Here is a 22,179-nt window from a genome sequence, read left to right as displayed (position 1 = left end):
CGTCAGACCAGCGCCGCCACCGGCGGGCCGTCCTTCCAGTCGCGGAACGAGACGATGCCTGCGGGCGGCTCGCGGTCGGGGCGGCACAGGTCCACCAGCAACGGCGTGATTTCGGACGGGTGGGGCAGGGTGGAGGGATCCTCGCCCGGAAAGGCCTGGGCGCGCAGGCGGGTCTGCATGCGACCGGGGTCGAGCACAGCGACCCGAATGTTGGTGGACTCGATCTCGTCGGCCCAGCACTGGACCAGGTTCTGCCCCGCGGCCTTGGTGGCCGCATAGGCGCCCCAGAAGGCGCGCGGCTTCCACGCCAGGGACGAGGTCAGATAGACGGCCCGGCCTGCGTCGGACGCCCGCAGCAGCGGCTCCAGTGAGCGGATCAGGCGGTAAACGGCGGTGAAGTTGACCTTCTCGATCTTTGCGAACTGGCGCGGGTCGGCGTGGCTGACGGGCACCAGGCCTTCCGGCCCCATGGTGGCGGCGGTGTGGACCCAGATGTCCAGCTTGCCGAACCGTTCGAACAGGGCGCCGCCCATGCGGTCGATGGCGCCGCCGTCCACCAGATCGAACGGTATCAGGGTGGCGTGTTGCCCGGTGGCGGCGAAGATGGCGTCGTCCAGCGCCTCGAGGCCGCCCTCGGTGCGGGCGGTGGCGACCACGTGGGCGCCGGCCTTCGCCAGGGCGATGGCGCTTTCGTATCCGATGCCGCGCGAGGCGCCGACCACGAGGGCGACGCGGGCCTTGAGGGGAAGCTGATCCGTCATGGCGCCTGCTTACGCGTGCGGGGCCGGGGGCGAAAGAGGCGGAGCGCCGCAGCCTTATTCGGGCGCGACGTTCCGGGGCAGCCGGGCGGCGTCATAGTCCGGTCCGAAATTGAGCACGAAGGCCGGACCGAGCTCGATGGTCTGGGCCGCGCCGGCCAGATGGACCGAGACGTTGGTGGACCCGCCGGGATAGTCCTGCTGCGCCACGCCGGACGCATAGACCAAGGTCCATTCCGACGGGACCGTCGCTGAGTCCTGGGCGATCGCGGTGTAGGGCGCCGTGCTCTGTTCAACCCGGACGCCGGAAATCAGGCCGAAGCGCTGGCCTTCTGGCGGTGTATGTGCGCGCGCCCATACGGCCAGCAGGATGGTGTCGCCCTGACGAATGGCCCCTGCGATTGTCATGCGCCCTGCGATGTCCCACGGATTGGCTCCGGCCCGGGGCACGGCGACCCGGATCGCCTGTTCGCCCACCACGCCTTCGGCGCGCACAGGGCGGGGCGTGGCGCGAAGGCCGGTGACCTGCCAGGACTGGACAGGCGGGCTGTTGATGACCTGTTCGAGGATATCGTCGCCGCCGCTGCTCTGGGCCGAGGCGAAAGACGCGAGCATCGAGACGAGGGCCGCCGCTGCGGCGACCCATGCGAGTCTGGCCATGAGTTCCTCCCTCCCTGATCGTTCGCGTGTCAGGGCAAGGCTATTAACTCAGACAAATAGAAATCTGTCCAGAGAACTAGAGGTCTTCGGGCGGCTGCCACAGGCCGAAGCTGATGCCCTGGTCGTCGCAGGCGGTCACCGACTTGCCGGAGCGGCTGTCGGCGGGGACGGCGCACTTGCCGCCCATTTCAGAAATCCGGACGCAGAGGGCGTCGATGTCGTCGACCCGGAAATACAGGTGCGAATAGTCCTTGCGCTCACCCTTCACGAAGCCGAACGGGATGCCCGCGTCGGCCACGTGGGCGTAGGTCTCGTGGGAAGACGCCTCATCGAAGGTCCAACCGAACAGGCCGCCATAGAAGGCGCGCGCCCGGTCGATGTCAGGGGTGTCGAGGGTGAAGTAGCCGAGTTCGGTGCTCATGCGCCCTTAAGCGCTGACGAGCAGGGAAAGTTGCCTCGTCGAGACGTCCCGTCCGTTTTCCTCGATCTCGCGGTCCAGCAGGCGGGTGGGGTAGTCGCCGGTGAAATAGTGGTCGGTGAACTGCGGATTGACGGGATCACGGGGGCCGGCGCCCATGGCGTGATAAAGGCCGTCGACGGACAGGAAGCCGAGGCTGTCCACTTCCAGGCGCGCGCGCATTTCCTCAAGCGAAAGGTTGGCCGCCATCAACTGCGAGCGTTCCGGCATGTCGATGCCGTAGAAGTCGGGCCACATGATCGGCGGGCTGGCCGAGCGCAGGTGGACTTCCTTCGCGCCCGCCGCGCGCACGGCGCGGACCAGCTTCACCGAGGTGGTGCCGCGCACGATGGAGTCGTCGATCAGCACGACCCGCTTGCCCGCCAGAACCGCGCGGTTGGGGCTGTGCTTCATGCGCACGCCCAGTTCGCGCACGCCCTGGCTGGGCTGGATGAAGGTGCGGCCCAGATAATGGCTGCGGATGATGCCCATCTCAAAGGGAATGCCGCTTTCCTGCGCATAGCCCAGGGCCGCAGGCACGCCGGAGTCGGGCACCGGCACCACCACGTCGGCCTCGACGCCGTGCTCGCGCGACAGCTGGGCGCCCATGGCCTTGCGGACATCGTAGACAGCCTTGCCGTTCACCACGCTGTCGGGGCGCGAGAAGTAGACGTATTCGAACAGGCAGGGACGGGCGACCTTGTCCGGGAACGGCTTGATGGAGCGCAGGCCGTCCTCGTCGATGACCACCACCTCGCCGTTCTCCACGTCGCGCACGAAGGTGGCGCCGATCATGTCGAGGGCGCAGCTCTCGGAGGCCAGCACCCAGGCGTCGCCCAGTTGGCCCAGCACCAGGGGGCGAATGCCCAGCGGATCGCGGGCGCCGATCATCTTCTTCCTGGTCTGCGCCACCAGGGCGTAGCCGCCCTCGATCTGCATCATGGCGTCGATGAAGCGGTCCACGATGCGCGATTTCCGCGACCGCGCGATCAGGTGCAGGATGACCTCGGAGTCCGAGGTGGACTGGAAGATCGAGCCCTGATCCACCAGCTCGTTCCGCAGGGCCAGGAAGTTGGTCAGGTTGCCGTTGTGGGCGATGGCGATGCCGCCGGAATCCAGATCCGCGAACATGGGCTGGATGTTGCGCAGGAAGCTGCCGCCGGCGGTGGAGTAGCGGGTGTGGCCCACCGCCGCCCGGCCGGGCATGCGGGTGACCAGATCGGCGCCGGAAAAGGCGTCGCCCACCAGACCCATGTGACGCTCGGTGTGAAAGCGGGTCTTGGTGACCGAGGCGATGCCGCAGGCTTCCTGACCCCGGTGCTGCAGGGCGTGCAGACCCAGCGCCACGACCGCCGAGGCGTCCTGAACCCCCCAGACGCCGCAGACCCCGCACTCCAGGCGGGGGCGGTCGTCGTCGACGTCCCGCCAGTGTTCGCGGTGGACGACGACGTCGTTGATCTGGTGGCTGCTCATCGTGGAGGCTCCGATGACGGCGGGAAGCTTACTTAGGGCGAGTCCGACGCCGCGCTAGCGTCGGATTGGGGCGTGGCTGTGTCATCACCGGAAAAACCGTCGCGCACGGACGATCCGATGACCGGTGTAAGGGCGTCCGCGCCGCGACCCAGGGTCGGCAGAACGGTCTGGATCATCCGGGCCGAGGCATGGCCCAGCGGGAAGACGGCGGCGTCGCGGAACCAGTCGGGCGTGCGCTCGGCCGGGGTGGCGGCGTGAAACACCAGATGGATGGCGCCCAGCAGCACCAGAGCCCGCACGGCGCCGACCCCCAGGCCCAGGAAGCGGTCGACGCTTCCGAGCTGTTTATGGTCGCGCAGGCGGCGGCTCAGGATCGTTCCGGTGATGCGGATGCCGAAATAGATGATCAGGAACACCACGATCGCCGCTGCGATGGATCCGGCCCAGTCGGGGTCGATCACGGCGCGGCCCACGGGTCCGGACAGGGGCAGGGCCAGCAGGGACAGGATCGCGGCCACCGCGAAGGCGGCCAGGGTGATCAGCTCGCGCAAGCCCCCGCGAATCCACCCGGCCGCAGCCGAGGCCAGGATGACGACGATGGCGAACAGGTCGTAGCCAGTCACGGTCGGCGAGGGTCCCTGAAGGGCGGTGAAGGTCAGAAGCTGCTTTGCGCGATACGCTCGACCGCCTCTGCGAGTCGGGATAGCCCCATGACCTTAACATTCTTTCCGCCGTTCGCCGCGCTTTCCGGGGCGATGGCCTGATCGAAGCCCAGTTTCGCCGCCTCGCGCAGGCGCACCTCGGCCCGGCCCACGGCGCGCACCTCGCCCGACAGGCTGATTTCGCCGAACACCACGGCGCGCTGGGGCAGGGGCACGTCCACGGCCGAGGAGATCAGCGCCGCCGCCGCCGCCAGATCCGCCGCCGGTTCCGAGACGCGCAGACCGCCGGCCACGTTCAGATAGACGTCCCGATCTCCGAAGCCGATGCCGCACCGCGCCTCCAGCACCGCCAGCAGCATGGCCAACCGCCCGGAGTCCCAGCCCACCACGGCCCGGCGCGGAGTGCCGTAGGCGCTGGGGGCCACCAGGGCCTGAAACTCCACCAGCACGGGGCGGGAGCCCTCGATGCCCGCGAAGACCGCCGCACCGGCCGCCCGCTCGCCGCCTTCGCCGAGGAACAGGGCCGAGGGGTTGGCGACCTCGGAGAGCCCTGCGTCGGTCATCTCGAACACGCCGATTTCGTCGGTGGCGCCGAAGCGGTTCTTGCCCGCCCGCAGAATGCGGAAGGGATAGCCGCGCTCGCCCTCGAAGGAGAGCACCGCGTCCACCATGTGCTCCACCACGCGGGGGCCGGCGATCTGGCCGTCCTTGGTCACATGGCCCACCAGCACCACCGCCATCCCCGACGCCTTGGCCAGCCGCACCAGTTCGCCGGCGCAGGCGCGCACCTGGGTGACAGAGCCCGGCCCGGCCTCATGGGCGTCGGACCACAGGGTCTGGATGGAATCGATGATGACGATGTCGAACTTGTCGCGCTTCAGGGTCGAGACAATCTCGCGCAGCGCCGTGGCCGAGGCCAGGTTCACCGGGGCGTCGGCGAAGCCCATGCGCCGGGCGCGGGCGCGGATCTGCTCCACGGCCTCCTCGCCAGAGATATAGGCCACCCGCGCGCCGCCCAGGGCCGCCTTGGCCGTGACCTCCAGCAGCAGGGTGGACTTGCCCACGCCGGGGTCGCCCCCCAGCAGGATGGCCGAGCCGGGCACCACGCCGCCGCCGCAGACCCGGTCGAACTCGCCGACGCCGGTGATGATACGGGGCGGTTCGGGGGTGTCGGACTGGAGGGTTTCGAACACCACGCCACGTCCGCGCGCAGTGGAGGCTGGCTTGAGCGCGCCGGGCGGGGCCGACTGGCTCTCCTCGACGATGCAGTTCCACTGACCGCACGCGCCGCACTGGCCGGACCACTTGCCGTGGACCGCCCCGCACGACTGACACACATAGATCGCACCGTCCCTGGCCATGGGCCGGGTCTAGCAGGAATTGCGGAAGGAGACAGGGCACGCCGCGAGGGGTGCGTCCGATGTTGACGTGCCTACCCGAAGTAGACCCTCGGCACGCGGGGGGTGAGGGACGTCAGCAGCTCGTACGCGATGGTGCCCGCTGCGGCGGCCTGATCGTCGATGTTGCGGTTGGGGCCGTAGATTTCGCACAGGTCGCCGACCGCGACGTCTGCGTCCGTGACGTCCACAGCGATCACGTCCATGGACACCCGCCCGACGATGGGGCGAAGGGCGCCCGCCAGCCAGACCTTTCCCCTGGGCGAATAGGACCGCAGCACGCCGTCGGCGTAGCCCGCCGCGACGATGGCGATGGAACTGTCGCGCGGGGCGGTCCATCCGGCGGAATAGCCAACCGTGTCGCCCTTGGGCACGGGACGCACCTGGATCACCTCGGCGCCGAGGGTCGCCACGGCCTTGATGCGGTCGTCGGGCCGGCCTTCCGGGCCGCCGCCGTACAGGCAGATGCCCGGCCGCACGGCGTCGAAAGCGAAGTCCGGGCCCATGAAACAGCCGCCGGAGTTGGAGAACGAGCGGATGGCGCCAGGGTATCGGGCGCTGACGGCGGCGAAATCATCGCGCTGGCGCCGGTTCATGGAGTCGGCGGGGGCGTCAGCGCAGGCCAGATGGCTCATGACCAGCGCCAGTCCGTCAAACGGTTCGGGTGCGTCCTCTGGCCGGAAGCCCAGCCGGCTCATGCCGGTATCGATCTGCAGGCCGCAGGCGCCGCCGCCCGCCGCGCGCCACGCTTCAAGCTGGACGGGCTGGTTCAGTATGGGGCGCAGGTCGGCGGCCTTCAGCTCGGCCGCCGCATCGCCGTGACAGCCGTCCAGTACATAGAGGACGGGCTCGGGGCCCAGCGCCGCGCGCAGGCTCACGCCTTCCTCCGCCCGCGCCACGAAGAAGGTGCGCGCGCCCTCGGCCATCAGTCGACGGGCCACGGGCGTTGCGCCCAAGCCGTAGCTGTCGGCCTTGACCACGGGATGGACGGGCGCGCCGGAGATGGCCTCCAGCGCATGAAAATTGTGCGCGAGGGCGTTCAGGTCGACGGTCAGGGTGGCGGGGGAGGGCATCCGCCCCTTATGACGCAAGAATCCTGCGTTTGAAGGGGCCGGCCTGCGATTTGCGCGGATTTTCTTTCGCAGGCGGCCCTAGTTCGGCTCGTAGCGGCCCGGCTGGGCCAGGTTGCCGAAGCGGGTGGTGTCTTCGTCGAAGGAGAGTTTGACGATGCCGATCGGGCCGTGGCGTTGCTTGCCGATGACCACCTCGGCCTGGTGGCGCAGGCGATCCATGTCCTCCTGCCACTTCAGGTGCTCTTCGGTGCCCTCGCGCGGCTCGGTGCGGCCCAGATAGTAGCTTTCGCGGTAGACGAACATGACGGCGTCGGCGTCCTGCTCGATGGAGCCAGATTCACGCAGGTCGGACAGCTGGGGGCGCTTGTCCTCGCGGGACTCCACCTGACGGGACAGCTGGGACAGGGCGAGGATGGGCACCGACAGCTCCTTGGCCAGGGCCTTGAGACCGCCGGTAATTTCGGAGACCTCCTGCACCCGGTTCTTCTGGCCGTTGCCTTCGCCGACGGTGATCAGCTGGAGGTAGTCGACGACGATCAGGTCCAGACCGTGCTCCATGCGCTTCAGGCGTCGCGCGCGGGCCGCCAGCTTGGACAGGGACAGGCCGCCGGTGGCGTCGATGTACAGGGGCGCCTCGCCGATCTCGGCGGCGGCGTCGCGGATGCGGCCGAAGTCCGAGGCGTCGATCTCGCCCTTTCTCAGCCGGTCGGAGGAGACCCCCGAGGCGTCGGCCAGGATCCGCATGGCCAGCTGTTCGGCGCTCATTTCCAGCGAGTAGAAGGCGACGACGCCGCCCTCCACGGTCTTGCGACCCTCCGGCGTGGGCTCCCAGCGGTAGTTGCGGGCCACGTTGAAGGCGATGTTGGTGGCCAGCGCCGTCTTGCCCATGGAGGGGCGTCCGGCGAGGATCAGCAGGTCGGAGGGGTGCAGGCCGCCCAGCTTCTGGTCCAGATCGTCCAGATAGGTGGCCAGGCCCGCCAGCTTGCCGTCGCGCTGATAGGCTTCGCTGGCCATCTCCACCGCGCCGGCCAGGGCGTGGCCGAAGCTGACGAAGCCGGACGAGGGCTGACCTGTTTCAGCCAGGTTGTAGAGCGACTGTTCGGCTTGTTCGATCTGCTCGAGGGCCGCGGTCTCGGGATCCGGGGCCTCCTTGATGATGTCGCCGCCGATGCGGATCAGGTCGCGGCGCAGGGCCAGATCATAGACCAGCCGCGCATAGTCGGGGGCGTTGGCGCCGGGCGGGGCCCGGTCCACCAGATCGGCCAGATAGCGCAACCCCCCGAATTCCTGGAACGCCGGGTCGGTCTTGAACCGCTCCATCAGGATGGTGGGCTCGGCCAGCATGCCCTGGCGCACGTGATCCTCGATGGCGTCGAACAGGCGCTGGTGGAACGGCTCGTAGAAATGGCTGCCGCGCAGCCGGTCCGACAGGCGTTCGAACACCGCATTGTCGAACATCAGCGAACCCAGCAGCGCCTGTTCGGCCTCCAGATTGTGAGGCAGGGCGGCCACGGGCCGGGCGTCGGATGAGATGGGGCTGAGCGCGTTCATGGACTGACGGGTCTAGCCGTCGCACGTCCTTGCGTCAGGGGCGGACGTCCAGAAGACCGGGGATGAGTCCGGTCCGCCTGTGGACGGCCCGGATTTCATCTTTGCGCTCAGGGACGATCAGGCCGGGCAGGGGTGCTCCTCGGCCATCCACTCGCGCACGGCCTGGGTCACGGTGATGTTGCGACGGCTCGTGGGGATGGTGTTGAAGCGGGCCAGCAGACTGTCGGCGTCGAGTCGGACGCGCTCGGGCATGCAGGTGCGGGGGGTGCGGCCAGCCGCCTGGGCGGCCTCCTGCTCGGCGCGGACCGTGCGGGTGGCGGTCCGGACCTCCGACAGCAGGCGGCGGGTGTCGGCACGAAGCATGGCCGTGGGATTGCGCGGGATGTCGTCAGCGGTGTCCAGGAACGCGGCCACGGTCATGCGACCGTCCTGGGCCGAGGCGGGAATGGCCGGGAGGCTGAGGGCCAAGGCGGCGGCGACGGCGAGAACGGTGCGGCTCATGGCCTGCTCCCTGAATGGCGACGCCTGAGCATAGCGCAGAAAAAACGGCGCGGAGAAGGCTCTCCGCGCCGTATTCTTCGTCATGGCCTGCGCCCCCTCGCCCGTGTTGGAAGGCAGGGGAGACAGGGCGTCACCAGTTCAGGGACAGACGCGCATAGGCGTAGCGCCCGTTGAAGCCGAACGGGGAGTAGAACGGGAAGCCCAGCACGCCGCTGCTGTTCAGGGCTGCTGGGACGAAGTCGGGATACTGGTCAAAGACGTTGTCGACCCCGATCGCCAGCGCCACCCGGTCGGTGAAGCGATAGCGTCCCTCGATGTCCACGATGGTGTTGTCCCCCGTATGCAGGTCGTTGGCCGGGGTGTTGGAGGGCTGGACGACATCGCTGTAATATGCGGCCCGCGCTGTGGCGCCCCACTGGTTCAGGCTCCAGTTGGTTGAGAAGACGATCTTGCTGTCCGGCGTGCCCTGCTGGATGCTCTCGACGCGGCTGCGGCTGAACAGCACCGGCACGGGATCGAGGACGGAGGACGAATCCGGTAGCGCGTTCACCTCGGTGTCGTTGAAATTGGCCGCCAGGGTGAAATCGAAGTCCCCCGCCGCCACTGTTGGCAGACGGTAGCGCGCCACCACGTCAACGCCTTCGGTCACCGTGTCCACACCGTTGAGGAAGAAGCGGGCGGCCTGGACGCCGAACGGATCGAGCAGGGCGGCCACCTGCGGGCTGAAGCTGCGGTTGATCAATTCAGACAGGGCGATCTGGTTGTCGATCTCGATCCGGTAGGCGTCCACCGAGAGGTCGAAGTTCCCGGCGCGCCAGACCAGCCCGGCTGTCAGGTTGAGCGCTTTTTCGGGCTCCAGATCGCGGGCCCCGAGGGCCTGGGCGATCGGGCTGGAGGCGGGGAAGGTGCCGGTTTCGACGATGTTACCGTCCTGAATCACCGAGGCGGTCGAGGTGAAATACTGCTGTTGCAGGGACGGCGCGCGGAAGCCGCTGGACACCGTGGCGCGCAGGGCGAAGTCCGGGGTCAGCTCGTAGCGGGTGGAAAGCTTGCCGGTGAAGACCCCGCCGAAGTCAGAGTAGTCCTCGGCCCGGATGGCGCCGGCGAGGCGCCATCTGTCCGTCAGTGGAATATCCGCCTCCACGAAGGCCGCGAAGGCGTCCCGGTCCACGTCGACTTCGTTGGACGGCTGGAAACCGGGAAAGCCCTGGGCGCCGCTGGCCAGGCTGGTGTTCCCGCCCAACGGACCGCGGTTGTAGGATTCCGGCTGTCCCGCGATGATTTCATAGGTTTCCCGACGGCCTTCCAGTCCCCAACTCAGGGTCAGAGGATCGATCCGGCCCACGTCGAATCCCCGGCTGAACTCGGCGCCGTAGACCAACTGGCCATAGATCAGGCCACCGGAATCAAAGCTTGTGGGGGATGCGGCGCCATAGGTCGAGTTGAGGCTGTCTTCCGTGCGGAAGGCCAGGTCGTTGCGGCCATAGGCGACCCGGAAGTCGGCGTTCCAGCCGGCCAGTTCGCCCCGCACGCCGCCGGCGATGGAGGTGTCCTCCGAGTTCACCGCGATCTTCGGCAGAAAGCCGTCGGGATAGATCGCCGGTACGCTGTTCACATTGTCCGGTCGGCGCGGAAAGGCGGCGGATTCGCTTTCGCGGTCCTGATAGCCGGCCCAGCCGTAGGCCTCCCACCCGGCGCGGACCGGCACGCCGGCATTGGCGAAGAGGGTCCACTGCTCGACCTCGGGATCCCCCAGGCGCGCGGTCACGCTGCCCGGCGGGACGACGCTGGGATTAGGGTCGAAATCGGAGCGGTTGGTGGGGTCGCGCTGAAGATATTCGGCCGAGATCGTCAGATAGCCGTCTCCGAGCGGCAGGCCCTGCCAACCCGACACGGTGACGGTCTGGCCGTCCTCCTCGTCGCGCTCGCCGCGCGCGGTCTCCACCGTTGTGAAGTACTGTCCGTAGGTCACGCTGGCGCCGCCGCCAGAGGCGGCCTCGCGCAGGCGAAGATTGACCACGCCGGCGATGGCGTCGGAGCCATACTGCGCCGAGGCGCCGTCGCGCAGCACCTCGACCCGGTCGAGCGCGGCGGACGGGATGGCGTTCAGGTCGACCGCCGCGGAGCCCCGGCCGACCGAGCCGTTGACGTTGACCAGGGCGGAGGCGTGGCGGCGCACGCCGTTGACCAGGACCAGGGTCTGGTCCGGCGACAGACCGCGCAAGGTGGCGGGGCGGATGGAATCCGTGCCGTCGGTCACAGACGGTCGCGGAAAGCTGAGGGCTGGAACGGTCTGGGCGAGGGCGGCGGCGAATTCCGTGGTGCCTCGCTGCTGCAGGGTCTCGGTGGTCACCACGTCCACCGGCGCCAGGGTCTCGAAGCGCGAGCGTCCCTGGACCCGGGTCCCGGTGACGATGATCTCGTCAACGGCGGTGACTTCGGAGGCGGGGGGCGACTGGGTCCGGGCCCCAGCCTGCGGCGCGAGCGCGAACAGGGCAGCGGCGGATGCCGAAACGGTCAGGGCGGTTCGCAGGGTGCGGGTCATGAGGTCTTCTCTCGATATCAGGCGTGCGAAAGGGGGCGCGGCCCGTGCATGCGAGCCGCGTATTCTGGACTTTTCAGGATGAAGCGCGGGCGTCAGGCCCGGAGGGTCAGCAGACCTCGACATCGGCGATGATGGCGGCGTGAAGGCATCGCTTGGTTTCCTGGCGGCCCGACGTCATTGCCGCCCGCACCCTGCGATATTGAAATATGGCGCAATCGGCGCAAGCCTGTGGCCGACGACATTTTCTAAAAGCGACCGATGGAAATTCTACATCGATCGCAGGCTTTAAAAGAAAAGGGCGCTGGTTTCCCAGCGCCCTTTAAAGAAAATCTATCTCTTCCGAGAGGAAAGTGGATCAGACCTCTTCGACGTAGGAGACCTCGTGCTGGCCGGCGCCGCCGTCCAGCAGATCCTTGGCCTGATCGCTGGCGGCTTGACGCTCGTCATCGAACTGGCTGGCGATCACGTCCTCGCCCTTGGCCTGACGCTCGGCTTCGTCGGCCGAGCGGGCCACGTTGATCTTGACCGTGGCGCGGACCTCGGCGTGCAGGCGGACCTGCACCTCGTGGACGCCCAGGGTCTTGATCGGGACGTGCAGGACGACCTGCGACTTCTCGATCTTCGAGCCTGCGGCCTGGACCGTTTCGGCCACGTCGCGACCGGCGACCGAGCCGTACAGCTGGCCCGTCTCACCCGCCTGGCGGATCATGACGTAGGTCTGACCGTCGATCTTGTCGGCGATCTTCTGGGACTCGGCCTTGTTCTTGTCGTTGCGGGCCTCGATGGCGGCGCGTTCGACCTCGAAGGCCTTCAGGTTGGCTTCCGTCGCCCGGCGAGCCTTGTCGCGGGGCAGCAGGAAGTTACGGGCGAAGCCGTCCTTGACGGTGACGACGTCGCCGATGGCGCCGAGGTTCTCGACGCGTTCAAGCAGAACGACCTTCATCTTACTTCACCACGTAGGGCAGGAGGGCCAGATAGCGGGCGCGCTTGATGGCCTTGGCCAGTTCGCGCTGCTTCTTCTGAGAGACGGCGGTGATGCGCGAGGGCACGATCTTGCCGCGTTCGGAGACGTAACGCTGGAGCAGCTTCACGTCCTTGTAGTCGATCTTCGGCGCATTCTCGCCCGAGAACGGGCAGACCTTGCGGCGACGATTGAAGGGGCGACGGGCAGGGCCGGAGCCGGCCGGAGCGCCCGGGGAGGGAGCAGTGGTATCGGTCATGATCCGGTTCCTTATTCAGCCGACGCGGGGGCGGCGTTGTCGTCGGAGCGCGGCGTCGAACGCTCGCGCTCACGCTCGCGGCGGGCCAGCAGCGGCGACAGCTCCAGGTCCAGCTCCTCGACGCGAACGGTCAGCCAGCGCAGCACGTCCTCGTTGATGGATAGCTGACGCTCGACCTCGGCCATGGCGGCGGGGGGCGCGTCGACGGCGAGCAGCGAATAGTGCGCCTTGCGGTTCTTCTTGACCCGGTAGGTCAGGTTTCGCAGACCCCAGTACTCGATCTTGGCGACGGTGCCGCCGGCTTCCTCGATCAGAGCCTTGATGGTGTCGTTGAGTTGTTCGGCCTGTTGCGCGCTGATGTCCTGGCGCGACATGACCGTGTGCTCGTAAAGAGCCATGCAGTCGTCTCCCTTGATGGGCGTCGGCGCAGGTGGACCGGGTAAAGTCCAATCCCACGATGGATCCTGACGCGGCGGCCGGAATGACTTCCCGAACCCTTTGGAACTCCACGCCAGGACCGAAGCCCTGGAAAGCGGCGGCGTATAGGGGAAAAGCCGGGATGTGGCAAGGCGCGCGTCTTGATCGCCCCGACAGTTTCGATTATCAGCCCGCACAGCGGGCCGGGCCCCTCTGGCGTCTGATGGCAGACGTGATGTCGGACCGCATCGAGCGAGCTCGGTGCGCGACGGTCTTTCCGGCCGATCCCTTCATGCGCGCGCCGCAGGTCGCTCCCTGACACAGGGGAGTCCTGATGGACCTGATGATGTTTTTCGCCGCCGACTGGCTGGGCAAGCCCGCCTGGATGTGGCTGGCCTTCATGGGCGTGGTTCTGGCGCTGCTGGTGCTGGACCTGGGCGTGCTGCACCGCGACCAGCATGAGATCGGCGTGCGCGAGAGCCTGTTGCTATCGAGCATGTATATCGCCGTGGCCCTGCTGTTCGGCGGCTGGGTCTGGTGGGAGCTGGGCCAGCAGTCGGGCGTGGAGTACCTGACGGGCTTCGCCATCGAGAAGAGCCTGGCGATGGACAACGTCTTTGTCATCGCGCTGATCTTCGGCTATTTTGCCATTCCGCGCGCGCTTCAGCACCGGGTGCTGTTCTGGGGCATTCTTGGGGTGATCGTCCTGCGCGCCCTGATGATCGGCGCGGGCGCGGCCCTGGTCAGCCAGTACGGCTGGGTGCTCTACATCTTCGCCGCCTTCCTGATCGTGACGGGGGTGAAGATGTTCTTCGCCGGGGACGGGCACACGGACATCGGCCAGAATCCGCTGGTCAAATGGATGCGGCGTCACCTGAGGGTGACCGACCAGCTGCACGGCCAGAGGTTCTTCGTGCGTCAGCCCAACTCGAAGGGCCGCGTGGTGCTGTGGGCCACGCCCATGTTCCTGGCGCTGGTGATGATCGAGATCGCCGACGTGATCTTTGCGGTGGACTCGGTGCCGGCGATCTTCGCCATCACGACCGACCCCTTCATTGTCTATACCTCCAACATCTTCGCCATTCTGGGCCTGCGCGCGCTGTACTTCGCCCTGGCGGCGGTGATCCACCGCTTCGCCTATCTGAAGCAGGCGCTGGCGGTGCTGCTGGTGTTTATCGGCGGCAAGGTGTTCGCGGCGGACCTTCTGGGGCTGGGCAAGATCCCGCCCGAGTGGTCGCTTGCGATTACAGCGGCGATCCTGGCGGCCGGGGTGTTCTGGTCGCTGTGGAAGACGCGCGGCGACTCTGCTCCGACGTCGTTGGGGTGATGGGGGGCCGCGAAGCGTTCAGGACCCGTCCCGCAGGAAGCCGTTGAACTCCAGCCAGCGCATGAACCCGTCGAACCAGCCCAGGCTGGTCATGCCGGAGTTGCCCAGGCCGAAGCCGTGTCCGCCGTTCTGATAGAGGTGGAACTCGACCGGGCGTCCTGCAGCGCGCCACGACTCGATCAGGCCGAAGCCGCTGTTGGCGAACAGGGGGTCATCGGCGGCCAGGACCACGAACATGGGCGGCGCGGCTTCAGGGACATCGACCGCAGTCATGGCCCCGTAGATCGGGGCGATGAAGGCGGGCCGCGTCTCAGGAGCGGTGAGCGTGGTCGCCAGGGTCGTTCCGGCGCCAGCCGAGAACCCGACCATGCCGATGCGGTCGGGGTCGACTCCCCATTCGTCGGCCCGTGAGCGGATGAGTGCGAAGGCCGCGGTGGCGTCCTCGACGGGGTCGGCCAGTGAAAAGCCGCCGGGTCGCGGGGGTCGCGCGCCGGCGCCGGCGAACATGGCGGTCACCGCCTGCTCGAATTCGCCCAGGTCCCCGGGCGTCGGCCGGACGCGGTACTTGAGGACGAAGGCGGCCACGCCCTGATCGGCCAGGGCCTGCGCCACTTCCCAGCCCTCGTTGCTCATGGACAGGAACATGAAGCCGCCGCCGGGAGCCACGATCACCGCCGCGCCGTTGGCCGCGCCCGGCTCGGGCAGGACCGGGGTCAGGGTAGCCACGGTCACGTTGCGGACGAAGGTGTCACCCCACTGGCTGAACCAGCTCTCGGCGGCCCCCGAGCCTTCCACGCCGCCCGTGCCGAGGGGGATGGCGTTGGGCTCGGCGGGCGCCGCCATGGGCGTCATGGGCGCCTGCTGCGCCACAGCGGGGGCGGCCGCCGCAACGACGGTGACGAAGAAGAGCAGGTGCAACGTCCGGACCATGTTCGCCTCCCGGGCAAATTTGATCAGACGGTGGTCGCCCGGCGCCAGAAAGTCAATTGTCCGACTATTTAACGATCGAATGACTGGCTCGCGTCACCGCGTAGGCGCGACCCGCCACACCACATTGGCCATGTCGTCGGCGATGAACAGGGCGCGGGTGCGCGGATCGAACAGCACGCCCACCGGGCGGCCCCGGGCCTCGTCGTCATCGCTGAGGAAGCCGGTAACGAAGTCCACGGGCGGGCCCGAGGGACGGCCGTTGGCGAAGGGGACCCAGGACACCTTGTAGCCGGACAGGTCCTGCCGGTTCCAGCTGCCGTGCTCGCCGATGAAGGCGCCGTTGGCGAAGGTCCCGCCGAAGCCGCCATCGACGGCGAAGTCCAGGCCCAGAGCCGCCACGTGGTTCCCCAGCGCATAGTCCGGCGCGATGGCGGTGGCGACCAGATCGGGATCCTGCGGCCGCACACGGGGGTCCAGATATTGGCCCCAGTAGCTATAGGGCCAGCCGTAGAAGGCGCCGTCACGGACCTGGGTCAGATAGTCGGGCACCAGTTGCGGACCCAGCTCGTCACGCTCGTTGACCACGGCCCAAAGCAGGTTGGTGGTCGGCTCAATGGCGAGGGCGGTGGGGTTGCGGATGCCGCGCGCGATGGTGCGGCGGGCGCCGGTCTCGCGATCGATCTCCCAGACCACGGCGCGCTCTTCCTCGACCGCCATGCCGCGCTCGCCCGCATTGCTGTTGGAGCCGATGCCCACATACAGGAAGCGGCCGTCGGCGCTGGCCGTCATGGCCTTGGTCCAGTGGTGGTTCAGTTCGGCGGGCAGGGCGGTCAACTCCTCGCCCGGCGCCGTGATCTCGGTCTGGCCCTCCTGATAGGGGAAGCGCATGACGGCGTCCTGGTTGGCCACGTAGAGATTGCCGTCAACGAAGGCCATGCCGTAGGGCGCGTTCAGATCGTCGATCAGCACGGTGCGCAGCTCGGGCACGCCGTCGCCGTCAGCGTCCCGGATCAGGGTGATGCGGTCGCCGCCCTCCACGGAGGAGCGCCCTTGCGCCTTGATCAGCCCGGCCAGCACGTCCTTGGGCCGCAGGCGGGGCGCGCCGCCGCCGGAGCCTTCGGCGATCAGCAGATCGCCGTTGGGCAGCATCAGCATCTGGCGCGGGATCATCAGGTCGTCGGCGACGACGCTGATGGTGAAGCCTTCGGGCACCGTGGGGAGCTCGCCGTTCCAGTCGCCCGGGGGGGCGATCTGCATGGACGGGATCAGGCTCTGGTCCAGGTCGGGCAGGTCGGGCGTGGCGCCGGTCTCCTGAAGCTCGGGGTCACTGGAGCCGCCGCACGCGGCAAGGGCCAGGGAAAGGGCTGCAATGCTGACGAGCCGCATCCTCATTGGACGACCTCCCGGACGATGGATCTAGAGTGGAGCAGCCAGCCGGCGATCAGGGCCAGCAGGGCGCAGATGATGGACATGATCAGGCCGGGGGCGCCGACCGAGGCCCAGCCGTCCTGACTGTGGTGGAAGATGTTGATCAGTCCGACGATGAACATGACCACAAGAACGGCCAGATAGATCAGGCCGCGCTTCAGGCCGGGGCTGCGCCGGGCCATGATCGCCTCGATGATCGCCCAGACCACCACCAGCCCGGTGAAGATCAGCGCCAGGGTGATCGACCAGGCTGAAAAGTTCGACCACTGCATCTCGGCGGTGTTCAGATAGGCGATGTCGGTGGCGACGGCGAAGCTGAAGAGGGCGATGGGAAAGGCCAGCAGAATGGCGTGAAGGGGGTGCAGCATTCCGCACCAGTCTCTGTAAGCCGCCATCTGTCTCTCCCTGTGTGTCACTAGCCAATCCCTGACCGGCGGTTCGGTTTCATCAAGGGGTGTGGCGATCGCGCTATTGCCAAGCCGGGATGTCGGCCTCAGGTTCCGCGCCCCTTCGCCTGAGCCCATCTATCTGGCCCCTCCATGACCGCCGTCCTCCGCCCCGGAATGCGCGCTGATCTGCGCGAGCTGCTGACCCTGGCCTGGCCGGTGGTTCTGGCGCGCATCGGCATCATGACCATGGGCCTGACCGACGCCATCGTGGTGGGTCAGTACGCGGCGCGGGAGCTGGCGCTGCATTCGCTGGCCTGGGCCCCGTCGTCGGTGTTCGTGACCACCGCGGTGGGCCTGCTGATGGGCACGCAGGTGATGACCGCGCGCCTGATCGGACAAGGCCGGCGGGAAGAAGCCGGGGCGGTGTTCCGGCGCGGGCTGGTCTATTCGGTGCAACTGGGGATCATCTCGGCCCTGGCGCTGATCCTTGCCGGGCCGTGGGCGCTGGTGCGCGTGGGACTGGAGGACGGACTGGGGCAGGATGCGGCCGCGCCCCTGATGGTGCTGGCGCTGTCGCTGCCGTTCTATCTGATCTCCGTGGCGGCCCAACTGTTCCTTGAGGCCCTGTCGCGGCCCCGGCCAGGCATGTGGGCCATGTGGATCGCCAACGGCCTGAACCTGCTGATGAACCTGTGGCTGGTGCCCGGGACCTCGGGCCTGCCGGTGGACGGGGCGGTGGCGGCCTGCTGGGCGACCTTCGCGGCCCGGCTGATGCTGGTGGTGTTTCTGCTGGTCTACATCGCCCGGATGCCGGAGGCGCGGGCGCTGGGGATTTTCCGCAAGCCCCGGCGCGACCGGGTGATTGAGCGCGAGCAGTACAAGGTCGGCGTGGGCGCCGGCGCGTCCTACTTTATCGAGGTCAGCGCGTTCGCCGCCATGAGCATCGTGGCCGGCTGGCTGGGCGGGCTGGAGGTGGCGGCCTGGGCCATCGTGCTGAACCTGTCGGCCATCGTGTTCATGAACCCCATGGGCCTGTCGGCGGCCACGGGGGTGCTGGTCAGCCGGGCCTATGGCGCCAACGACCGGGCGGGGCTGATCCGCGCGGGCGTTCTGGGCCTGGGCGTCACGGCGCTGCTGGCGCTGGCCATTGCCCTGGTGGTGTGGCCCGGCGCGGAGGTGATCATCGGCGTCTACACCACCGACGCCGCGCTGGTGGCCATCGCGGTCCCGGCCCTGATCCTGGCGACCCTATTCTTCGTGGCCGACGGCGTGCAGGTGGTGGCGGCGCAGGCCCTGCGATCGGCCGGCGACGTGTGGTGGCCGACGGCGATGCATGTGTTCAGCTATGGGGCCGTGATGATGCCGCTGGCGTGGCTGTTCGCGCACCCCATGGGCATGGGCGTGGACGGCATCGTCTGGGGCGTGATCGTGGCGAGCCTGATCTCGGCGGCGCTGCTGACCGGCCGCTTCGTGCGCGTGGCGCGGCGGATGCCCGCCTAACGGACTCCGAGGATCCAGCCTTCCTCGGTCTCGACCTGACGGATCAGCTCATCCGACGCGCCCTTGGGCGGGGCGAAGGCGGCGGCCAGCTCGTTCTTCTCGTCCATGCGGGCGAAGGTTTCGGCGGCGATGCGGACCTGGGCCTGGCTTTTGAACTCGCCGGGCTCGGGGGTCCCGCCGAACAGGGCGGGCCAGACCTCGACCACCAGCGCCGACAGGGGCGCCACGTCCTCAGGCGTCAGGGGGCGCCAGCCGGTGCCGAACGGCCAGACGGCGGCGGCCGACCCCAGCCGCTCAACCACGCGGCGAACGGTGGGAATGCCGATCAGGGCGTGGCCGCCGACCGCGCCGGCGCCGTGCATCTGCCACACGGTCTTGGGCTGCAGCTTGCCCTGTTTGGCGGCGACCTCGGTGGCGCGCAGTTCGGGGATGTCGCCATAGCCGCCCTCGGGCTTGGTGGTGGTGAGCCAGCGCTGGGCCTGGCTGGCCGGGGCGCCCCAGAACGGCCGCGCCTCGTCGGTCATCAGCCGGTTCATCTTGGCCGCCACCTGATAGCGGTTGTTGGTGTTGTCGGGCTTGTCCCGCACATTGTCGGCGAGGAAGGCCCACAGGCCGGACCAGCTCGGGTCCTTCAGGGCCAGACGGGCGGCCGTGCCGACGGGGAAGCCCAGCGGCGCGTCCAGACCGATCAGGGCCCGGTCGCCGCGCTTGTTCAGGTCGGCCAGAATGTCGGCCAGCAGCTTTTCCCCCTCGGCGCGGGTGGCGGCGTTGTGGGTCTCGACCTTCAGCCGCATACGCACGTCGCGCTTGGCCACGGCGATCCACAGCGACTGCTCGCCCAGTTTCTTGCCCTCGGCGGCGGTCCAGTTGGCGATGACATAGGCGTCGAACAGGCGGGGCACAGGAAACTCGCGGGCAAAGGGGAAGTCGCAGCGCTTCTAGCCCTTTCGCTTCAAAGCCGGAAGGCCGGGCAGGGCTATTTCAGCAGAGCCTCGACGTGCGATAGCCAGCGTCGCCCCAGTCGCAGCGCCTCGGCCGGAGAGCCGGTGGATGCGCCGGTGGTGGTGTTCCACAGATCCAGCTCGAATTCGGGGTGGCGGGCGTCGGCGAACATCACGCGCAGCACCACCTGACCGGCGTCGGGAGCCATGACGTCCAGGGCGCGACGCGCCTCGCCCCGACGCACACGGGCCAGCACATGGCCGTCCACAATCATTTCCGCGCCCTCGATCTCGTCGAAATCATAGACGAGACCGTTGACGCCCCGATCCCAAAGCACCGCCGCCTGGCTGGTCTCGAAATCGAGGGCGCAGGCGCGACCTTCGGCCGGGGACAGGGCCTCCACGTCCACGGCTGGCCCCAGGGTGCGCTTCAGCGCCCGGCGCAGGCGCCGTTCCGGCTCCATCCACCAGGCCAGGGTCAGGCCGGCGGTGGTCAGGGCGGCGGCGGCGAGCGCCACCAGCAGGATGATCCTCAGCGCATCGACCACGCGGGGGGCTCCGGATCCAGATCGACGACGACGGGCACGTGGTCGCTGGGTTTTTCCATGTCGCGGGCGTCGCGGTGGGTCTCGATGCCCAGAAAGCGGTCAGCGGCCAGGGCGGACAACAGGGCGAAATCGATGCGGATGCCGTGATCCCGCCGCCAGGCTCCCGCCTGATAATCCCAGAAGGTGTAGGTCCCCGCCGGTTCGCCGCCCAGCTCGTTGCTGTCGGCGAAGCCCAGCCATTTCAGGGCGCGGAACGCTTCGCGGCTTTCCGGCTGGAACAGGGCGTCGGCGACCCAGGCCTCGGGGTTCTTCGCGTCCTCGGGCGTGGGGATGACGTTGAAGTCGCCGCACAGGGCGACGGCCTCCTCGTTGGTCAGCAGGTCCGACGCGTGCAGCCGCAGACGCTCGAACCAGGCCAGCTTGTAGGCGAATTTCTCGGTGCCCAGCGGGTTGCCGTTGGGCAGATAGATGGACGCGACGCGTACGGGCGACGGGGCCTCCACCAGCGCCTCGATATACCGGGCCTGTTCGTCCGTATCGTCGCCGGGCAGGCCGCGCCGCACGTCGGACAGTGGGAATTTCGAAAGCAGGGCCACGCCGTTGTAGCTCTTCTGGCCGTGGGTCTCGACGTTGTAGCCCAGATCCTCGAACGCCTCGCGCGGGAAGTTCTCGTCCACGCATTTGATCTCCTGCAGACAGGCCACGTCCGGCTGGGCCTGGCCGAACCAGTCCAGCACGGTGGGCAGGCGGGCGTTGACGGAGTTCACGTTCCAGGTGGCGATGCGCATCAGGGACTCAGCGGTTCAGGACGGCGGCACGCTAACGCACGCGCGGCCGGTGCAAAAGAAAAAGCCCGCCGCGAATGCGACGGGCCTTTCCGTTGGAGCGAGACGGTGAGCCCTAGAGCACGCACTCGTCGCCCTGACGGGCGGCGGCGGCGCAGGGCAGAAGTTGACCGGCGGCCTGACGATTGTCCGGGAACTCGCCAAACCAGCCGCGGCCATCGTCGCACTTCACCTCGGCCACATCGCCGTCGAGGTTCGCCATGCGCGCGACCGCGCGGTAATCGACGACGTTGCAGTTGCGCTGGCTTGCGGTGACCATCCGGGTCAACGCGGCGCTGATCGTGTCGCGCGACACGAACTGGCACGCTACGCCGCGGGCATCCATGGTGAAGCAGTCGAACGCCTCGATTTCACCCGATCCACCGGCGACGGGGAAGAAGCCCGCGAGGCCCATAGGCTGATCGGTGCAGTCAAACTCGTAGATTTCACGGCCGGGGGAGCCGTCCGGCGGGCTTTCCACGGCCACGAGACGTTCCTCATTGAAGGCGCAGGTCAACCCAACCTGCGCCAGGGCGGCCATACGCTGTTCAGCGGCGGCGGCCCGAGCCGAGGAACTGTCAGTCAGCGTGCAGCCGCCCGGGATCAACTGGGGCCGGCCGCAATCACGGGCGTCCAGCGGTTGGCCTGCGGGGTTGGTCTGGCTGACGTAGCCGAAGCCCTCGCTGCATTTCACTTCATAGAAGCGGAACTCCTCATTCGCGCCGACGAAGCGCGCATCTTCGGCGGTGCAGGCCTGGGGAGCGACCGACGCGAACCGCGCCTGGATCCCTGTCAGTTGTTCTTCCCGGGTTGTGAACTGACACTCGCCGCCTGCGACCGTGACCTCAAGGCACTCGAGGCTGCCCTGATACTGGCCGGCATTGTTCACCCGCACCCAGTAGCCGTCGGCCCCTGCGCAGCCGACTTCGTATCGCTCCTCGCCGTCCTGGGTGCGGCCGATCCAGCGGGTTTCTTCCACCTGGCATGTAATGCCTGCGGCCTGGATGTAGCCGGCCATGATCTGTTCGGGATTGCTGTTCTCCGGCAGGGAGCAGGTCACCTGGGGGACGGCGTCAGGATTCTCGCGAGCATATTCGGCGGCCTGCTGGGCCACGATGATACAGTTGCGCGACGTGGGCTGCGCGCCGTCCGTGATGAGGTGGCCCAGTCCGCTGGAACAGGCCACTTCATAAATGTTGATCTCGCCGCTCCGTCCCGGGCTCACGGCGTTGACCACGTCGCAAGGCGTGTTCACAGCCGTCAGCACGGCCTGAGCCTCGGCAACCACCTCCGGTCCGGTTCGCGGCTCGGCCGCCTGGGCCTGGCGATTGGGGCGGTTGCGGGTCTGCATGGCCATAGCCGCGGCGCTTGAGGCCGCAACAGCCGCGGGCGGGTTCTCCGCCGTCGCAGCAGCGGGGAGCGGGCTGAAACCAACGACAGTCAGCACGACGGCAGACCGGGCGAGCAGGGAATTACGCAGCTTCAAAGGGCTATCCTCACCTAGCTTTACGGATTGTGGGACGCTTCGCCCGCTCCGGTTAAGGGGTCAAGTCCTAACCCCGCCATGTGTTCCGCTTG

The 22,179-nt window shown here is 68.1% G+C and carries 22 protein-coding genes; 2 read left to right on the top strand and 20 right to left on the bottom strand.

Annotation, left to right across the window (positions count from 1 at the left end):
* Positions 1 to 2: 2 nt before the first annotated feature.
* The 13 genes from ACK4SE_RS08090 to rpsF form a co-directional block, all read right to left on the bottom strand.
* Positions 3 to 761 carry an SDR family NAD(P)-dependent oxidoreductase gene (locus tag ACK4SE_RS08090; protein WP_409690956.1) on the bottom strand — a complete coding sequence of 253 codons (759 nt, stop codon included), beginning with the start codon at positions 759 to 761 and terminating at the stop codon, positions 3 to 5.
* A gap of 54 nt (positions 762 to 815) precedes the next feature.
* The gene (locus tag ACK4SE_RS08085; RefSeq protein WP_409690954.1) at positions 816 to 1,418 is read right to left on the bottom strand and encodes a hypothetical protein; all 603 of its coding nucleotides are present in this window, start codon (positions 1,416 to 1,418) and stop codon (positions 816 to 818) included.
* Positions 1,419 to 1,494: 76 nt separating this feature from the next.
* On the bottom strand, positions 1,495 to 1,839 hold the full coding sequence (locus ACK4SE_RS08080; RefSeq protein WP_409690952.1) for a VOC family protein: 345 nt from the start codon (positions 1,837 to 1,839) through the stop codon (positions 1,495 to 1,497).
* A gap of 6 nt (positions 1,840 to 1,845) precedes the next feature.
* Positions 1,846 to 3,348 carry an amidophosphoribosyltransferase gene (gene purF / locus ACK4SE_RS08075; RefSeq protein WP_409690951.1) on the bottom strand — a complete coding sequence of 501 codons (1,503 nt, stop codon included), beginning with the start codon at positions 3,346 to 3,348 and terminating at the stop codon, positions 1,846 to 1,848.
* Positions 3,349 to 3,380: 32 nt separating this feature from the next.
* Positions 3,381 to 3,971, bottom strand: a complete 591-nt coding sequence (locus ACK4SE_RS08070; protein ID WP_409690948.1) for a CvpA family protein — start codon at positions 3,969 to 3,971, stop codon at positions 3,381 to 3,383.
* A 32-nt stretch (positions 3,972 to 4,003) separates the two neighbouring features.
* Positions 4,004 to 5,371 carry a DNA repair protein RadA gene (gene radA / locus ACK4SE_RS08065; protein ID WP_409690945.1) on the bottom strand — a complete coding sequence of 456 codons (1,368 nt, stop codon included), beginning with the start codon at positions 5,369 to 5,371 and terminating at the stop codon, positions 4,004 to 4,006.
* A gap of 71 nt (positions 5,372 to 5,442) precedes the next feature.
* Positions 5,443 to 6,480 (bottom strand): alanine racemase, encoded by a 1,038-nt coding sequence (gene alr / locus ACK4SE_RS08060; protein WP_409690942.1) that lies wholly within the window; start codon positions 6,478 to 6,480, stop codon positions 5,443 to 5,445.
* 78 nt (positions 6,481 to 6,558) lie between these two features.
* Positions 6,559 to 8,031 carry a replicative DNA helicase gene (locus ACK4SE_RS08055; RefSeq protein WP_409690940.1) on the bottom strand — a complete coding sequence of 491 codons (1,473 nt, stop codon included), beginning with the start codon at positions 8,029 to 8,031 and terminating at the stop codon, positions 6,559 to 6,561.
* A gap of 117 nt (positions 8,032 to 8,148) precedes the next feature.
* Positions 8,149 to 8,532, bottom strand: coding sequence for a hypothetical protein (locus tag ACK4SE_RS08050; protein WP_409690937.1), 384 nt, complete (start codon positions 8,530 to 8,532; stop codon positions 8,149 to 8,151).
* 130 nt (positions 8,533 to 8,662) lie between these two features.
* A complete protein-coding gene (locus ACK4SE_RS08045) occupies positions 8,663 to 11,077 on the bottom strand; it encodes a TonB-dependent receptor plug domain-containing protein (RefSeq protein WP_409690934.1) in 2,415 nt (804 codons plus the stop codon).
* Positions 11,078 to 11,432: 355 nt separating this feature from the next.
* Entirely contained in the window at positions 11,433 to 12,020 is a 588-nt protein-coding gene (gene rplI / locus ACK4SE_RS08040) for a 50S ribosomal protein L9 (protein ID WP_409690931.1), read from the bottom strand.
* 1 nt (position 12,021) lies between these two features.
* Positions 12,022 to 12,297, bottom strand: a complete 276-nt coding sequence (gene rpsR / locus ACK4SE_RS08035; RefSeq protein ID WP_409690929.1) for a 30S ribosomal protein S18 — start codon at positions 12,295 to 12,297, stop codon at positions 12,022 to 12,024.
* 11 nt (positions 12,298 to 12,308) lie between these two features.
* Positions 12,309 to 12,695: a 30S ribosomal protein S6 gene (gene rpsF / locus ACK4SE_RS08030; protein WP_409690927.1), complete on the bottom strand. Its 387-nt coding sequence runs from the start codon at positions 12,693 to 12,695 to the stop codon at positions 12,309 to 12,311.
* Between the two features lie 353 nt (positions 12,696 to 13,048).
* On the opposite strand from rpsF, the gene ACK4SE_RS08025 reads away from it, so the two are divergent.
* Positions 13,049 to 14,041 (top strand): TerC family protein, encoded by a 993-nt coding sequence (locus tag ACK4SE_RS08025; protein WP_409690926.1) that lies wholly within the window; start codon positions 13,049 to 13,051, stop codon positions 14,039 to 14,041.
* Positions 14,042 to 14,059: 18 nt separating this feature from the next.
* Here the strand turns inward: ACK4SE_RS08025 and ACK4SE_RS08020 are convergent, their stop codons facing one another.
* The 3 genes from ACK4SE_RS08020 to ACK4SE_RS08010 all read right to left on the bottom strand — a co-directional run bounded on the left by ACK4SE_RS08020 (position 14,060) and on the right by ACK4SE_RS08010 (position 16,794).
* On the bottom strand, positions 14,060 to 14,971 hold the full coding sequence (locus ACK4SE_RS08020; protein WP_409690923.1) for an alpha/beta hydrolase: 912 nt from the start codon (positions 14,969 to 14,971) through the stop codon (positions 14,060 to 14,062).
* A gap of 93 nt (positions 14,972 to 15,064) precedes the next feature.
* Positions 15,065 to 16,363, bottom strand: a complete 1,299-nt coding sequence (locus ACK4SE_RS08015; RefSeq protein ID WP_409690920.1) for a PQQ-dependent sugar dehydrogenase — start codon at positions 16,361 to 16,363, stop codon at positions 15,065 to 15,067.
* Positions 16,360 to 16,794, bottom strand: coding sequence for a DUF2231 domain-containing protein (locus tag ACK4SE_RS08010; protein WP_409690917.1), 435 nt, complete (start codon positions 16,792 to 16,794; stop codon positions 16,360 to 16,362). Before ACK4SE_RS08010 ends, ACK4SE_RS08015 begins: the two co-directional genes overlap by 4 nt.
* 144 nt (positions 16,795 to 16,938) lie before the next feature.
* On the opposite strand from ACK4SE_RS08010, the gene ACK4SE_RS08005 reads away from it, so the two are divergent.
* The gene (locus tag ACK4SE_RS08005) at positions 16,939 to 18,288 is read left to right on the top strand and encodes an MATE family efflux transporter (RefSeq protein WP_409690914.1); all 1,350 of its coding nucleotides are present in this window, start codon (positions 16,939 to 16,941) and stop codon (positions 18,286 to 18,288) included.
* Here the strand turns inward: ACK4SE_RS08005 and ACK4SE_RS08000 are convergent.
* From ACK4SE_RS08000 to ACK4SE_RS07985, 4 genes are all read right to left on the bottom strand, one after another.
* Positions 18,285 to 19,190, bottom strand: coding sequence for a cobalamin biosynthesis protein CbiG (locus tag ACK4SE_RS08000; RefSeq protein ID WP_409690911.1), 906 nt, complete (start codon positions 19,188 to 19,190; stop codon positions 18,285 to 18,287). The genes ACK4SE_RS08005 and ACK4SE_RS08000 overlap by 4 nt on opposite strands.
* A gap of 74 nt (positions 19,191 to 19,264) precedes the next feature.
* Positions 19,265 to 19,777, bottom strand: coding sequence for a hypothetical protein (locus ACK4SE_RS07995; RefSeq protein ID WP_409690909.1), 513 nt, complete (start codon positions 19,775 to 19,777; stop codon positions 19,265 to 19,267).
* Positions 19,762 to 20,565, bottom strand: coding sequence for an exodeoxyribonuclease III (gene xth / locus ACK4SE_RS07990; protein ID WP_409690906.1), 804 nt, complete (start codon positions 20,563 to 20,565; stop codon positions 19,762 to 19,764). Before xth ends, ACK4SE_RS07995 begins: the two co-directional genes overlap by 16 nt.
* A gap of 112 nt (positions 20,566 to 20,677) precedes the next feature.
* Positions 20,678 to 22,087, bottom strand: a complete 1,410-nt coding sequence (locus ACK4SE_RS07985) for a hypothetical protein (protein WP_409690904.1) — start codon at positions 22,085 to 22,087, stop codon at positions 20,678 to 20,680.
* Between the last annotated feature and the right edge of the window lie 92 nt (positions 22,088 to 22,179).

The organism is Brevundimonas sp. (genome assembly GCF_046293315.1).
In the GTDB taxonomy this organism is placed as follows: Bacteria; Pseudomonadota; Alphaproteobacteria; order Caulobacterales; family Caulobacteraceae; genus Brevundimonas.
The sequence above is the reverse complement of the archived record's forward strand: the minus strand, read 5'-3'. Positions and strand labels throughout refer to the sequence as shown.